General features: G+C 67.8%; 8 protein-coding genes. 4 read left to right on the top strand and 4 right to left on the bottom strand.

Going from position 1 to position 13,523, the window contains the following annotated elements; all coding sequences use genetic code 11:
- The 3 genes from BW994_RS12480 (at nucleotide 1) to BW994_RS12470 (ending at nucleotide 6,622) form a co-directional block, all read left to right on the top strand.
- A complete protein-coding gene (locus tag BW994_RS12480) occupies nucleotides 1-2,637 on the top strand; it encodes a hypothetical protein (RefSeq protein ID WP_029313507.1) in 2,637 nt (878 codons plus the stop codon).
- A 129-nt stretch (nucleotides 2,638-2,766) separates the two neighbouring features.
- The gene (gene hemW / locus BW994_RS12475) at nucleotides 2,767-3,915 is read left to right on the top strand and encodes a radical SAM family heme chaperone HemW (protein WP_029313506.1); all 1,149 of its coding nucleotides are present in this window, start codon (nucleotides 2,767-2,769) and stop codon (nucleotides 3,913-3,915) included.
- Between the two features lie 7 nt (nucleotides 3,916-3,922).
- Complete coding sequence (locus tag BW994_RS12470; protein ID WP_029313505.1) at nucleotides 3,923-6,622, top strand: glycosyltransferase family protein; 2,700 nt, start codon at nucleotides 3,923-3,925, stop codon at nucleotides 6,620-6,622.
- A gap of 35 nt (nucleotides 6,623-6,657) precedes the next feature.
- On the opposite strand, the gene BW994_RS12465 is transcribed toward BW994_RS12470, so the two are convergent.
- The 4 genes from BW994_RS12465 to BW994_RS12450 form a co-directional block, all read right to left on the bottom strand.
- On the bottom strand, nucleotides 6,658-7,908 hold the full coding sequence (locus BW994_RS12465) for an MFS transporter (protein WP_029313504.1): 1,251 nt from the start codon (nucleotides 7,906-7,908) through the stop codon (nucleotides 6,658-6,660).
- Nucleotides 7,905-10,889, bottom strand: a complete 2,985-nt coding sequence (locus BW994_RS12460; RefSeq protein ID WP_051657596.1) for an AsmA family protein — start codon at nucleotides 10,887-10,889, stop codon at nucleotides 7,905-7,907. The genes BW994_RS12465 and BW994_RS12460 overlap by 4 nt, the downstream gene beginning before the upstream one ends.
- Nucleotides 10,890-11,100: 211 nt before the next feature.
- Complete coding sequence (gene pncA, locus BW994_RS12455) at nucleotides 11,101-11,703, bottom strand: bifunctional nicotinamidase/pyrazinamidase (RefSeq protein WP_029313502.1); 603 nt, start codon at nucleotides 11,701-11,703, stop codon at nucleotides 11,101-11,103.
- 2 nt (nucleotides 11,704-11,705) lie between these two features.
- Nucleotides 11,706-12,620, bottom strand: coding sequence for an SMP-30/gluconolactonase/LRE family protein (locus BW994_RS12450; protein WP_029313501.1), 915 nt, complete (start codon nucleotides 12,618-12,620; stop codon nucleotides 11,706-11,708).
- Nucleotides 12,621-12,767: 147 nt separating this feature from the next.
- On the opposite strand from BW994_RS12450, the gene BW994_RS12445 reads away from it, so the two are divergent.
- Nucleotides 12,768-13,514, top strand: coding sequence for an SDR family oxidoreductase (locus BW994_RS12445; RefSeq protein WP_029313500.1), 747 nt, complete (start codon nucleotides 12,768-12,770; stop codon nucleotides 13,512-13,514).
- The last annotated feature ends 9 nt before the right edge of the window (nucleotides 13,515-13,523 follow it).

The following is a 13,523-nucleotide window of genomic DNA, read 5'->3' as shown; positions in this document are numbered from 1 at the left end:
ATGAAGCCGCTCGCCCTTTGTGGCCTGATCGCCCTGCCGATCGGCGCCAGCATCCTCGCCCTGCTCGGCGTCGTCGCGGTCAACCCCGCCGGAGCCTGGAGTTTTCTAGCCACCTACCACGGCCAACCCTGGCTGTTCGGTTCACCCGGCTATGTCGACGCCTCGATCGGCATTCTGAACCAGCCGCTCGGCCGGCTCAGCGCGCTCGACTGGTTGCACGGCATCGTGCCCTGGTGGAATCCCTATTCCGGCATCGGCATGCCGCTCGCGGCCGAAATGCAGACCATGTCCTTCTTCCTGCCGTTCATCCTGATCTTCAAATGGTGGCAGGGCTGGCTGGTCGTGAAAATCCTGATGCAGTGTATCGCAGGATTATCATCCTATTACCTGATGCGCGCGCTCGGTTGCCGCAAACGAGCGGCGTGGCTGACCGGCGCCTTGTTCGCCCTCAACAGCAGTTTCCTGATGGCAACGCAGGCGATGGGGTCGATGGCCTTTCTACCGCTGCTGCTGCTGGGGCTCGAACGCGCCGCCCAAGCCGCCCGCGCTGGCCAGACGGGTGGCTGGAACCTCATCCCTTTCGCCTTGGCCTATTCGCTGTACGGTGGCTACCCCGAGGTCGCCTATCTCGATGGATTACTGGCGGCCGTGTGGGCGCTGGTCCGCCTGGCCGGTCTCGGCCCGCACCGACACCGCTTCGCGGCCAAACTCGCGATCGGCACAGCCATCGGTCTCATGCTCACCCTGCCGCAGATCATCCCGTTCCTGCATTATGTCGGCCATACATTTCTCGGCTTCCACAAGCGATTCTACGCGATCCTGCATCTGCGCCCGGAAATGGCGCCGGTCTTTCTGTTCCCCTTCATCTATGGCCCGATCCCATCAGGGCGGCCGCTCGGCATTCCTGCCCCCTTCATCTATGATTGGCCCGATCTGGGCGGCTGGCTCGGCCTCACTGCCGTGGTGCCGGCGCTGGCCGCCATCGTCCGCGCCCGCACCGACCGCAACCGCACCCTGATCGTGGCACTCACCCTGTTCAGCCTGATCGGCCTCGCGCGCTGCTTCGGCCTGCCGTATGTCACCGCCATCCTCAACGCCATCATCCCCGATCTTGCGCGGATCGATGCGGTCAGGTTCATCATCCCGGCGGTCGAACTCGCCGTCTTCATCCTGGCCGGCTTTGGCTTCGATCGGTGGATCAACGACGGGCCACCCCGCTCGCCCACCGCCACAGCGCTGGTGGCACTCCTCATCGCGGCCGGTCTCACCGCGGTGCTTCCCGCCGCCCATGCCATCCTCGCCTGGTATCACGCGTCATCCCCCGCGCTCCGTCATCTCATCCTGTTCGGCAATCTGCTGGAACTATCCGCCGGCGCCGCCATCCTGATCGCGCTGCTGCGCCGCCCGACCAGGCTGGCCGCATCGCTCGTGCTGGGCCTGATCGTGCTCGACAGCTTCATCATCGCGAGTGTGCCGCAACTCTGCGCGCCGCGCGCCTATCAGTTTCATCGCGGCGGCATCGCCTATCTGAGGGCGCATCTCGGTTTGAACCGGTTCTACTCGCTGCGCCCGTTCGGCCCGGACTATCCGGCCGGTGACGAACTCGCCGCGCTGAACGACAATCAACTGCCGGTCTCGCGCGGCTGGAGCCACTACATCACGAGCCGGCTCAACGCCGAATCCGACGCGATCATGTTCGTCGGCTGGTGGACCCCGCAGGGCATGGCAGGCGGCGTCGCGGCCCTGCGCCGCAATCTCGCGAACTACGAGGCGAGCGGCGTGAAATACATCATCGCCGATCCGGGCACCGATCCGTTCCGCGTCGAGCGCCCGGTGCCGGACCACGCCCCACCCGCCGGTGCGGCCGTGCTGGGTTCCGGCCAGTCACTCGAAACCACCCTGCCGGCGGCCGAGACCAGCATCATCCGCGGCACCGCCAACCCGATCGACCGCATCGCCATCCTGATCGGCACATACAACGGCCACGCCCACGGCAGCCTCGCCGCCCGGCTCTGCGCCGGGTCGATCTGCGCAACTGGCTCAGCGCCGCTCGATCACGCAACCGATGACGCGCCGCTGCCGATCAATCTCACCCCGCCGCTGCCGATCGCGGCCGGTCAGACGATCACGCTACGCCTCACCCACCGGCAGGGGGTGGGTGCGGTGGCGATCTGGCTGCGCCGCAACGCCGATGGCACGACCATGCCGCGGCTGACCATCAGCACGGACCGCCAGAGCCAGCAGATCAGGCGGGTCTATCAGGATCGGGTGATGACGATCTATCGCCTGCCGCAGCACCGCGCGCTGTTCACCGCATCGCCCGCCTGCCGCCTGACCCCTTACGGGCTGAACAAGCTCGACGCCGATTGCCCCGCACCGGCGAAGCTGACCCGGTTGGAAGCCTGGTTCCCGGGCTGGCACGTCACCATCGATGGCCATCCCGCCGCGATCCGGCGAACCGGGGCGGTGTTCCAATCGATCACGCTGCCGGCGGGCCATAGCCGGGTGCGCTTTTTCTATCGCCCACGCGGCACGCGGCTTGCGGTGAGCCTGGCGCTGGCGGCGCTGGTGGTCTGGGTTGGGTTGATGGGGAGGGAAGGCTTCTTTTTTGTAAAAAAGACGCAAGAAACGTCCTGACTCGGGGGCACGGGCGTTTTCACGGTCACGGGCCCCAATCGACGAAGTTTTTTTCGCTTCTTTTTTGTTCACAAAAAAGAAGACTCTCCCTTCCCTTGCGCGTTTCGCCAAATACGACACAACCGCCCCATGCAATTCCTCGCCCTCTACATCCACTGGCCGTTCTGCCTGTCGAAATGCCCCTATTGCGACTTCAACTCCCACGTCCGCGCGGCAATCCCCGAAGCCCGCATCCTCGCCGCCCTGCGCACCGAACTCGCCTTCGAAGCCGCCCGCCTCGGCCCGCGCCGGCTTGCCTCGATCTTTTTCGGCGGCGGCACGCCGAGCCTGATGGCACCTGAAAGCGTCGCAGCCGTGATCGCCGATGCGACCGCGCTGTTCACCCCCGCACCGGATCTTGAAATCACCCTGGAAGCCAACCCCACCAGCATCGAGGCCGGCCGCTTCCGCGCCTATCGGGATGCCGGCGTCAACCGTATCTCGATCGGCGTGCAGAGCCTCGATGACGCGGCGCTGACCTTCCTCGGCCGCAACCACTCCGCCGCCCAGGCGATGGCAGCGGTCGAAATCGGCCGCGATATTTTCCCCCGCGCCAGTTTCGACTTGATCTACGCCCGCCCCGGCCAGACCCTCGCCGCCTGGCGCGCCGAACTCGCCACCGCGCTCGCCGTCGGGCTCGATCACCTTTCGCTCTACCAACTCACCATCGAGCCCGGCACGCAATTCGCAACTCTTTACGGCCGCGCCGCCTTCACCCTGCCGGACGATGAGGATGCCGCCGCATTGTACGACGCCACCGCCGAGATCGCCGCCCGGTTCGGCCTCGCGCCGTACGAGATTTCGAACTACGCGAAACCCGGCCAGGAATCCCGCCACAACCTCGCCTACTGGCGCTATCAGGATTACGCCGGCATCGGCGCCGGCGCGCATGGCCGCATCACCATCGGCGATCAATTGATCGCCACACGCCGCCACCGCGCGCCGGAGGCATGGGCCGGGCGCGTCGAGGCGCGCGGCCATGGCAGCGTCGAGGAGGCCGAGGTCAGCGCCGATGAACGCGCCCGCGAAGCCCTGCTGATGGGCCTGCGCCTTGCCGAAGGCATCGACACCAAGGCCTACGCCGCCCGCACCGGCCGGGCGCTGATCGACACGCTCGACCCCGACATCCTCGATCAGGCCCTGCTCGCCGGCTACCTCGAAGCGACGCCCGACCGTCTGATCGCCACCGCCGAAGGGCGCAAGCGGCTCAACTCCCTGCTGACCGCGTTGGTCCGATAAGCGACCGATGCTCACCCGGCTGCGCCCGCATCTCTGGCCGATCGCCGCCCTCATCCTGCTGCCGGTCGCGGCCAGCGCTTTGTTCGTGTTGGGCCTGCGCAGCAACAACCCCGCCGACGTCTGGAGTTCGTTGACCACGCCCGGCTCGCCCACGCTGCTCGGCGGCCCGCCGGGTTATTGGGACGCCTCGATCGGCCTGCTGACCCAACCCCTGGCCCGGCTCAGCGCATCGGACTGGCTGCGCGGCGTCGTCCCCTGGTGGAATCCCTATACCGGAATCGGCATGCCGCTCGCGGCCGAAATGCAGACATTGTCGTTCTTCCTGCCCTTCGTGCTGATCATGAAATACTGGCAGGGCTGGTTCGTCGTGAAACTGCTGATGCAGGTCATCGCGGGGCTCGGCACCTATGCGCTGATGCTCCAGATCGGCTGCCGGCGCACGCCTGGCCTGGTCAGCGCCGGCCTGTTCGCGCTGAACGGCGCGTTCCTGATGGAACCGCACGCCATGGGGTCGCTCGCGTTTTTGCCGCTGATCCTGCTCGGCATCGAGCGCAGCGCCGCCGCCGCGCGCTCGGGTGCGGCGCAGGGCTGGCACTGGATCGTGTTCGGCCTCGCCTATTCGCTGTACGGCGGCTATCCGGAGGTCGCCTACCTTGACGGATTGCTGGCCGCGGCCTGGACGTTGGCACGTTTTGGAACCCTCGGCGCCGCGCGCTGGCGCTTTGCCGGCAAGATCATCCTTGCCGTGATGATCGGCCTCGCTCTTGCGTTGCCGCTGGTGGTGCCGTTCCTGAATTATGCCGCCCAGAGCTACCTCGGCGCGCACAAGGCGGCCTACGCGGTCGATCACCTGCCGCCGATGCTGATGCCGCTGGCGCTGTTCCCGCTGATCTATGGCCCGACCGGCATCCATGCATCGGCCGGCTGGGTCGCGGCCGCTCTGCCGACTTTGCCGCTGGTCAAGCTGGGCGGCTGGTTCGGCCTCACCGCCGTGATCCCGGCTCTGGCCGCGCTGCTGCGCGCCCGGACCGATCCCGCGCGCGGCCTGATCATCGGCCTTGGCATGTTCCTCGGCGTCGGTCTCGCGCGCTGCTACGGCGTCCCCGGTGTCGCCTTCGTGCTGAACGCCATCATCCCCGATCTTGGATTGCTCAACACCGCGCGGTTCCTGTGGCCGGCGCTGTCGATGGCGGTGTTCGTGCTCGCCGGCATCGGGCTCGATCGTTGCATCACATGCACGCTGAGCCTGCGGCAGGGCGGCATGATCGGCGCCCTGCTCGTCGCGGTGATCGCCGCCGTCATCCTGCCTGACCGGGCCATCATCACCGGCTGGTATCATTTCGCGAGCCCGCCGGTGCGCGCCACGATCGTGCTGGGCACGGTGTTCGAGGGTCTGGCAGGATTGGTCATTCTGGCGGCGCTGGCCGGGCTGAACCCTGTGGCCCACCGCAACCGCGCGCGCATGATCGCGGCGGCGATGCTGCTCGATGCCTTCGTGGTCGCAGCCCTGCCGCAACTCTCGGCGCCGCGCCCGTATCGGTACTACACCGGCGGCATCGCGTATCTCAAGGCGCATCTCGGGCTCGCGCGGGTCTATTCGCTCCGCCCGTTCGGGCCGGACTACCCGGCCGGCTACCGCCTCGCCTCGATCGATGACAGCCAGTTGCCGGTGTCGCAGGCGTGGAGCGACTATATCAGGCACCATCTCGATCCGTATGACACGGGCATGATGTTCGTGGGATGGTGGAAAGCGCCGCCCGGCAGCGGCCAGGGGCGAACCATTCTGTTCGATCATGTGCGCGACTATGCCGCGATCGGCGTGAAATATGTCATCACCAGCCCGGGCCAGATCAGCCCGTTCCTGCGCAGCGTCAGCCTGCCGCGCGCCGATATTTTTGCGGGTGCCGCGGCTCTGGGTGCCGGCGATTCGCGCGATACGACGCTCGCTGCCGGGCAGGTCGCGGCGGTGGCCGCCACGCTGACCAGGATCGATCATGTCGCCGTCCTGATCGGCACCTACGACGGCAGTTCGACCGGCATCCTGTCCGCCCGCCTCTGCGCGGGGGCGCTGTGCGCCGGCGGCACCGCGCCGCTCGCCACCGCGCAGGACGATGCCTGGCTGAACATCCCCCTGCATCCAGCCATCGACCTGACCGCGGGTGCGGCACTGCATCTGCGCCTGACCCATGTGACCGGCGCGCATCCCGTGGCGCTCTGGCTGCGCCGCTCTGCTGCCGGCGCGACGATGCCCGCTCTGCGCCTGAGCCAGACGCTGCCGGGTGGGTCGGCCATGCCGGTGTATCACGACCCGGTCATGTCGATTTTTCGCATCCGGTCGTATCACCGCTATTTCAGCGCGACGCCTGCCTGCCGCCTGAGCGCGACAGGGCGCGACAAAGTCAGTGCCGAGTGCGCGACACCGGCGATCCTGACCCGTCAGGAAGCCTGGTTTCCCGGCTGGCGGGCGCGGTTGAACGGGCGCGCGGTGCCGGTTGCCCGGCACGGCGCGTTGTTTCAATCGGTCGCGCTGCCGGCCGGGCGCAGCAGCGTGACGTTCAGCTACCGCCCGCGCGGCACGCGGCTATCGGTCGCGCTGGCGGGACTGGCGCTGGCGCTTTGGGCCGGATGCGCGATCCGGCCGTATCGCGCGTTCAGGCGGCGTGCTCTGCCGCGCGGTGGAACAGGGTCGTCTTCGGCGCTTCATTGACGGTCGCGTGCCGCGTCATCATTGATCGCCGCGATTCATTTCGCGATCGGGCGCGCCACGCCGGGTTGCAACCCGCCGATGCCGGACCCGCGCAACACCAGCGCCGCCACCACCAGCCCGCATCCGGCCAGCCCGATTGTGGCCGGCGGCGGCAGAAAGACCAGCAGCACGGTCGCCAGCGAGGCCACGATCACCCAGACGCCGGTCGATAGCTGCGATTGCAGCGCGCTGGCCGCAGCCGTCTCGCCGGCGGGAAACTCGGTCTGCACGCCATAGAACACCGCACCCGCCACGACATTACTCAGCAGATGCGCGCAGAACACCAGGGCAAACACCAGCGGCAGCGACGGCACCACGAACGCCAGCGCGTATAATATGAAAAACCCGATCATCGGCACCAGCGCCGCGCCGCGCCGTGCGACCATCAGCCGCAGCACGAATTCCGGCGCCAGCAGCCGCCCGGCCAGCATGCCGGTGCGCCGCCCGGCCAACACGATGATCGGGGCCGCGACCAGCCCGATCACCGGCAGCGCGCCGTAGTGCCGCTCGGCGGCGGCGGCCGGCAGCCCGACCATCAGCGGCACGATCACCATGTTCAGCGAGGGTTGCAGCATCAGGCTGCGCCATTTCGTCTCGGCCCGGCGCATCGCCCGCAGCGTGGCCGCCCAGCGCGCCGGCACTTCCGGCCCGGCGTAGTCGCGCAGCACGCCGGGGAAAAACAGGGTGCTGACATGGATCATCCCCGCCAGCGCGAAACAGCCGGTCGCGAGGGGAAAGAACACCGCCAGCCCCTCGCGATCGAACCAGACCGTGCCGAAACCAACACCGGCGACCATGCCGACCGCCATGAAGATCGCATCGAGCTTCAGCGCCAGCACAGCCCCTTTGCCCGCGCCGAATACATCGCGGATGAAGCGCGACAGGGCCGGCAGGATCGCGCTGAACACGATGCCGAGCAGAAACGCCACGATCAGCAGGCACAGCGGAATCCGGTACAGCCCGGTCAGAAACAGCACCAAAAACCCAGCAGTCGCGATCGTGTAGCCCAGCCCGATCACCGCGCGCACGCCGAACCGCCGGTTGAGCAGATGCGCGAGCCAGCCGCCGAGCAACATCGGCACGCTGACCATCACGAAATCCAGCGCGAACAGATAGGAAGCCACGTGCTCGCGCGCGAAATACCCGTAGGTCGCGACATCGAACAGGCCCATCGCGGTGTCGAAAAAGAAGAAGCCGCCGTTGAGCAATAAATAGGCCGCGAGTTGCCAGCGCCGCTCCCGCGTCATGGCGGTGACGCCCCGCGATGCGCGACGATGTGCGGATGATCGAGCGAGCCGGTCAGATCGATCGGCAGCGCCGGGGCCGGGATGGTTCCATCGAGATGCGGTTGCAGGGTCGCGGTCAGCGCCAGCCGATCGTTCGCGAAATCCACCGTGCCGCCGAGCCCGATCGATCCCGCCGTGCCGGTGAGGCTGGACTGATCCAGCGTCATCACCCCGCCCGCCACGGCGCCTTGCAGCGTTGCCGTATCGAACACCGTGGTGCCGTTCTGCAAGGCGGCCCGCACCACCGTGCGCAGCAGCGCATCGGCCGGGTGCGCCGGCTGCCGGGCCAGCGCCTGTGCCAGCGCGTTGGACGCCGCGGCGAGATCGACCCCTCGGATCGCGAGTGCGCTGCCGAGCGCCATCACGCTGCCGGTGAGCGTCTTGCGCCAGTCTGCCGGCGTGGTGCCGTGCGCCGTCAGATCGGCGGCAACACCCATTGTGCCGGCACCGATCGGCGCGGCGATACCGCTGTCCTGCGCGAGCCTCGCGGCGTCGGCGTTCTGCAGATGCGCCTTGATCGTGAGGCCGGGGGCGGTGCCGTCGGTGATTGTCGCTTCGCCACCCAGCACGCCGCCCGCGACATCCGCCCGGTCGACGCCGAGCGTCACCGCGCCATCGCCAAGGGCGAGACTGCCGGCGACATGCCGGGCCACGACCGTCTCCGCATCCGCGATGCGGGCGGCGGTGATGCGCGGCAGCGCAATCCGCACCTTGCCCGCCATCGCCGCGCCGGCCAGATGCAGCAGTGTCCCCGCCGCCGGGATCATCAGCGTATCGGCCGCGATGCTGCCGGCGACCGCGGGCCGGTCGCCCAAGCGCAGGCTCAACGATCCGCTGGTGGTCAGCGCGCCGAGCGAGAGCACGAAATCGGGCAGGCCGATGCGGTCATCGCTCAGAAACGCCGAGGCCCGCAGGCTGACCGACCCGGCACCCGGCCAGTCCAGCCCGTTGCGCGGGCCGAGCACCGCGGCCCCGCCCAGATCGCGGATCAATGCCACCGCGTTCGGCGCATGCAGCGTCACCGCGCCGGTCGCGATGCCGCCGGCCAGATCGATCACCGGCAGCGCCGCCGCCCGGATCGCGCCGAGATGCAGCGTGAGCCCGGTATGCAGCGCCCGCATCGGCCCCGCCGCGACCAGGGCGGCCGCGAAGCGGTGATGCCACACCGGCAAGCCGAACCAGGGAGGCGGCTTGCCGCCAAATCCATGCGTGACCGCCGCAAGCGTCGCCGCCGCATCCGGCCCGGTGATCAGCCAGCGCGCCGCCATGATGCCGCCATCGCTCCGCCGCGCGCCATGCCCGACCAGCAGGGTCTGGCCGATCCGCAGCGTCGCCAGCGACAATGCGACACCGCCGCCCGATGTGGCATCGCGCAGCGCGCCGTCGATCAGCAGATGCGTGCCGGTGAACAGCGGCGGCGCGGTCTTCGCCTGCGTCACGATGTCGAGCGTGCGGGCCCGCAGCGCGATCGGCCCGGTGATGGTGGCGGTCTTGGCCAGCAGCGCGGCGCGCAGCGCGCCGAGTGCGGCCGGCGTCAGGCGCAGCCGGTCGAACGCGAGGTCTGCGGCCATCGTGGCACCATGCCGGCCGGGCCGCACCTTCAACCCGCCGGTGAAGCCCGAGCGCGGCCAGGTCTTGCCGCCGAGCGCGCCCTTCAGCCCGGCGAGGTCGATCGCGCCATCCGCCCGCATTCGCAAATGTCCCGTGAGCGTCAGCGCGCCGAGCCCATCCGGCCAGGCCGGCAGCCAAGCGTAGCTGGCGCGCAGGGCAGCGATGGTGCGGGCCGGATCGGGGGCGGCAATCCGTACTCGTTCCGCCTCGCCGGGCGTGGTGGATCGTGCCAGCGTGAGCGATCCGGCACCCGGCAGGCTCATCGCCAGCGCCTGCAATTGCGTCCCCGCCGCATCGCTCGTGAGATCGGCGTGGATCGATTTGACGGTGAGATGGTCGAACCGGCTGTCCGTCAGGTCGAGCCGCGCCGCAATCGGCAGCACCGCCGCCATCCGCCGCAGCATTGTCTGCCCGGCGCCGATCCGCCAGCGCGCGCCGGTCAGGTCGAGCCGCAACAGCGGCGCCGGTCGCAGCACGATCGTGGCGCTGCCGCGGGTATGGCTGGCATCGCCGATCCTGGGGTCGGTCACGCGCGCATCGATCTCGCGCAGCATCACCACCGCGCCATCGGCGGCGAGGTCGCCATGGAAATCCACCGGGCCGGATGTGCCGCCGAGCCCGGCCAACATGCCGCTCAGCGTGCCGCGCAGCACGCTCGCGTGGTCGAGCGTGCCTTTGAACGCCATCCGCCCGGCATTGCCGTCGAGCCGGATCGTGCTCTGCACCGGCGCGGGCGCGGCGCCGCCGGTATTGTCGATATCCAGCGTCACCGAGGCCGGCATGCCACCGATCGTCAGCGTGCCGGATGCCGCCAGCACGGCGTTCGGCCCGCCGGTGAAAATCGACAGATCGACATGGTCGAATGTCAGTGATCCCAGCCGGAACACGCCATCGACGATGGTGGCATGCAGCGATGCCAGCCAGAGTGGCGGCGCCACCGCGGCGGCACCACCCGGCAGCGGCCAGGGCAGCGTCACATCGGGTTTGCGCAGCGTCAGCCTGGTCGCGCGTAGCCGCCCGAGCAGCAAGGGCAGGGGGGCGAGGTCGAGCTTCAGCGTCGCCGCCGTGATCAGCCCGCCCTTCGGACTGCCGATGGTGATCGTGTCAGCGCGCAGCTGCGGATCGGGCAGCAGCGACAATTCGATCGGCCCGGCAATGCTCACGCGCCGCCCCAGCGCATCGCTTGCCAGCCGCTCGATCGCCGCGCGGTGGTAATTGCCCGAGGCGATGCGCGGCAGGTAGACGATCGCGACGGCGGCGAGCCCGATCACCACCAGCACGGCAATGATCCGCCGCGCAACCCTGGTCCGATGATCCGCCGCGTCGCTCATGCGCGCGCTGGTATCAGACCGGGCGGCTCTGTGCGACCCCCGGGCTCGGAAGTGCGGAAAACGGGGAGGGAGGTAAGGGTCTTCCTTTTTGTGAACAAAAAAGAAGCAAAAAAAACTTTGTTAATTTGCGCCCGTGCCGGTTTCAGCGCCCGTGCCCCAGAGTCAGAAAGTTTTTTGCTTCTTTTTTTCAAAAAAGAAGCCTTCCCTTCTCTCAACCCCGCACAACACCCGCACCCCCCATCGCCGCCCACGCCGCCGCCAGCGATCCATCGACGTCGATCGCCCGGCACGCTGGCTCGATCACCCGTGCCGCGAACCCGAAGTGCCGCGCGTCCTGCGCCGACCAGGACACGCAATAATCGGTCGCAAGCCCGCACAGATCGACGGCGGTGATGCCGCGCGCGGCCAGATAGCCATCGAGCCCGGTGCGGCTGGTCCGGTCGGCTTCGAGAAACGCCGAATACGAATCGATGCCCCGGTTCGACCCTTTGCGCAGGATCAGTGCTGCGTGCGGGATCGCGAGATCGGGGTGCAGTGCTGCCCCCGCGCTGGCCATCACGCAATGATCCGGCCACAGCATTTGGGTTCCGTAGTCGAGCGTGATGGTCTCGAACGGTGCCCGCCCGGGATGCGTGCTGGCGAACGAGACGTGCTGCGGCGGATGCCAGTCCTGCGTGATCACCACGGTTTGATAGTGCTGGGCCAGCGCGTTGATCACCGGCACCACCGCATCGCCATCCGGTACGGCGAGCGCGCCGCCGGCGCAGAAATCGCGCTGCACATCGATCACGAGAAGGGCGGTGTTGCGGTTCATCGCTATGAAATAGGATGCCCGCGCACGCCGAGGTAGAGCGAATAGACCGATGTCGTCGCGGTGATGAACAGCCGGTTGCGCTTCGGGCCGCCGAAACAGAGGTTGCTCACCATTTCGGGGATGTCGATCTTGCCGAGCGGCGTGGCATCCGGCGCGAAGGCGGCGACCGCATTGCCCGAACCGCAACTGGTCCAGATGTTACCGTGCTCATCGAGCCGGAACCCATCCGCGAAGCCGGGTTCGATCACGGTGAACACCCGGCCCGCGCCGAGGCGCACCCCATCGATCACCTCGTGCACCCTGATGTGATGCGGGCCGCCCTCGCGATGGGTGAAGCCGGTATCCGCCACGTACAGGAACCGCTCGTCCGGGCTGAAGGCAATGCCGTTCGGCCGTTCGTAATCATCGGCGACCACCGCGAGCGTGTTGCTCGCCGGGTCGAACCGGTAGACGCGGCAGGCGCCGATTTCGCTCTCCGCGCGGTGCCCCTCGTAATCGGACATGATGCCGTAATCGGGGTCGGTGAACCAGATCGAGCCGTCCGATTTCACCACCACATCATTGGGTGAGTTCAGCTTCTTGTTCTCGAACCGGTCGACCAGCACGGTCACGCGGCCGTCGTATTCGGTGCGGCTGATGCAGCGCCCGCCGTGTTCGCAGCTGATCAGCCGGCCCTGCCGGTCGCGGGTGTGGCCGTTGGTGAAGCGGGCAGGGGCGCGATAGACATCCATCTCCCCGGTCGGCCACCAGCGCATGATCCGGTCGTTCGGAATGTCGGACCACAGCAGGCAATTCGCATCGCCGAACCAGACCGGGCCTTCCGCCCAGCGAAACCCGGTCGCGATCCGTTCGACCGCCGCGTTCATCAGCAGCATCGGCCGCATCCGCGGATCATAGATATGGTAACCTTCGGTCATTGTCGGTGTCCCCCCCCTCTTGCTTTCTGCGCGCGTTGGTCTGCTTGCGGTGTGTGTTGGTTATTGGTAATCGTCATCTATCAACCGCACCAGTTTCGGTCCAGTCGGCCCTGCTGGCAAGCAACAAGATGATGATGAGGAACGACGATGTCGAACACAGGACGCGTTGCCGGCAAGACCGCTTTCGTCACGGCCGCGGGGCAGGGAATCGGCCGCGCGATTGCTGAAACCTTGATGCGCGAGGGGGCCATGGTGATCGCGACCGACCGCGATGCCAGCCTGCTCGCCGGGATCGAGGGGGCGATGGCGCTCGACGTGACCGATGCCGCCGCGATCGCGGCAATGGCGCAATCGGTCGGCGCGGTCGATATTCTGGTCAACGCCGCCGGCTATGTCGCGCATGGCTCGGTGCTCGATTGTGCCGACAAGGATTGGCAATTCTCGTTCGATCTCAATGTGACATCGATGTTTCACACGATTCGGGCGTTTCTGCCGGGCATGCTGGAACAGCGTGGCGGCTCGATCATCAACATCGCCTCCACGGTCGGGTCGATCAAGGGCACGGTCAACCGCTTCGCCTATGGCGCGTCGAAGGCCGCCGTGGTCGGGCTGACCAAATCGGTCGCGGCCGACTACGTCACCAAAGGCGTGCGCTGCAACGCGATCTGCCCCGGCACGGTGGAAAGCCCGTCGCTGCGCGGCCGCATTGCCGCCCTGGCCGCTTCCCGCAACACCGATACCGCGACGATCGAGGCGGAGTTCGTCGGCCGCCAGCCGATGGGCAGGCTCGGCACGCCCGATGAAATGGCGATGCTCGCCTTGTATCTCGCCTCCGATGAATCCCGCTTCACCACCGGCGTCGCTCATGTGATCGACGGCGGCTGGTCGAACTGAAAGTAACCC

Source organism: Acidiphilium rubrum, assembly GCF_900156265.1.
Lineage (GTDB): Bacteria > Pseudomonadota > Alphaproteobacteria > Acetobacterales > Acetobacteraceae > Acidiphilium > Acidiphilium rubrum.
Note: the sequence above shows the minus strand (reverse complement) of the source record. Positions and strands in the feature narration are given on the sequence as shown.

Bases quoted from the DNA above. Each gene is read 5' to 3' on its own strand.
- BW994_RS12450 (WP_029313501.1), bottom strand. From the start codon at position 12,620: ATGACCGAAGGTTACCATATCTATGATCCGCGGATGCGGCCGATGCTG.
- pncA (WP_029313502.1), bottom strand. From the start codon at position 11,703: ATGAACCGCAACACCGCCCTTCTCGTGATCGATGTGCAGCGCGATTTC.
- BW994_RS12460 (WP_051657596.1), bottom strand. From the start codon at position 10,889: ATGAGCGACGCGGCGGATCATCGGACCAGGGTTGCGCGGCGGATCATT.
- BW994_RS12470 (WP_029313505.1), top strand. From the start codon at position 3,923: ATGCTCACCCGGCTGCGCCCGCATCTCTGGCCGATCGCCGCCCTCATC.
- BW994_RS12480 (WP_029313507.1), top strand. From the start codon at position 1: ATGAAGCCGCTCGCCCTTTGTGGCCTGATCGCCCTGCCGATCGGCGCC.
- BW994_RS12445 (WP_029313500.1), top strand. From the start codon at position 12,768: ATGTCGAACACAGGACGCGTTGCCGGCAAGACCGCTTTCGTCACGGCC.
- hemW (WP_029313506.1), top strand. From the start codon at position 2,767: ATGCAATTCCTCGCCCTCTACATCCACTGGCCGTTCTGCCTGTCGAAA.
- BW994_RS12465 (WP_029313504.1), bottom strand. From the start codon at position 7,908: ATGACGCGGGAGCGGCGCTGGCAACTCGCGGCCTATTTATTGCTCAAC.